Raw genomic sequence first — 1,302 nt, forward strand, 5'->3', positions numbered from 1 at the left:
GTCCACCACAAAAGAGAAAGACTTGACCTGAGAAAGGATCCAATTCAAAGTGGGTTTTAATGAGATAAGCCAGTGAATCAATGCCTTGTCTCATATCCGTTTTCCCACATACGAGATAGACCTGCCCTAGGCTAGATAGATGAATTGTCATGGAGCAACACCTTATCCAAAAGCTGTTCTATCATTTCGAGATTGAGAGATTGAAAAAAACTTACTTCAAGCTTGCCAATACGAATTTTAAGCAGAATATCATTTCTCTTTTTAGAATCAAAACGACGAGATTGTGGAATCTCTACAGGAACAATAGGTTGTGGCATTTAAATATCCTCCAATAGTTTTACTTTACTAATAGTATACAGGAGGTCTTCCATGAATGATAGATACCTTGTTATGACGCGCTTACTCAATTTTTTGTGTTTCTTCGTTTGTAAGTTTCATAACTACTATTATAAGATGTTTTTTGATTTTAGTCCAGTATCAGATGCACGACATGCCCGTCGTACGCAAAAAAGCAACGGCAAATCCGTTGCTTTTTTTGGAGATAAAGGACTTTTGTCCCAGACTCTTTTATCTAAACATCCCTTGTACTTGATTCCTAAAATAATCAACAGAATTAATAGGGCTCATTTTTAAAATACAGAAGAATGTATGTCAGCTTGACTAAACTTTTATTTTAGTCTTCTTTTTTCTTTCTAAACGCAAATCCGAGTCCACTTAGCATACCAAGAAGTCCTAGAGAAGCAAGAGTCGCATTTGATTCTGTTCCTGTATTTGGCAATACATTATGTGATTTACTTGGTTGTTCCGTAGAGACTGTTACCTTAGCTGGTGTAGTTACATTAGGAACTTCTACAGCTGCTTTACCTGGTTCTGTAATCTTAGCCTTACCTACAGCCTCAGTATCTGGCAACTGATTATTTGGAACCTTAGCTGAACCATTGTCACCAATCGTTACTGTGATTGGACCATCTTTACCTGGGATTTCTACCTTAGTTCCTTTAGGATAAGTTGAGCCATCCGGTTTCTTAGGTGTCACTGTCACATCACCTGTAGTAGGATCTTGTACCAAGTCTACTGTTGGTGTCTTACGAGCTGGTGTTGTTACATCCACTGGTTGTGATGGTTTCTTGTTCGGTTCTGTTACTTTACCTTTACCTGGCACAGCACCTTTCGGAAGCTTGTCATTTGGTACTTCACCTGAACCATTGTCACCAATTGTTACTGTGATTGTTGTTCCATTTTCTCCTGGAATTTCTACCTTAGTTCCTGATGGGTAAGTTGTTCCATCTGGTTTCTTAGGTG

General features: G+C 38.5%; 3 protein-coding genes. All 3 read right to left on the reverse strand.

Annotated features, from left to right (window positions below):
• Positions 1-151, reverse strand: a 151-nt coding sequence (gene tnpB, locus HT708_RS12290; protein WP_172924053.1) for an IS66 family insertion sequence element accessory protein TnpB, incomplete at its 3' end; no start/stop codon positions are given.
• Positions 132-317 (reverse strand): hypothetical protein, encoded by a 186-nt coding sequence (locus HT708_RS00800; protein ID WP_031233472.1) that lies wholly within the window; start codon positions 315-317, stop codon positions 132-134. The genes tnpB and HT708_RS00800, both read right to left, overlap by 20 nt.
• 356 nt (positions 318-673) lie before the next feature.
• A partial coding sequence (locus HT708_RS00805; protein WP_240156183.1) for an LPXTG cell wall anchor domain-containing protein occupies positions 674-1,302 on the reverse strand: 629 nt, incomplete at its 5' end.

It is taken from the genome of Streptococcus sp. 3613 (assembly GCF_013277375.1).
Taxonomy (GTDB): domain Bacteria; phylum Bacillota; class Bacilli; order Lactobacillales; family Streptococcaceae; genus Streptococcus; species Streptococcus pseudopneumoniae.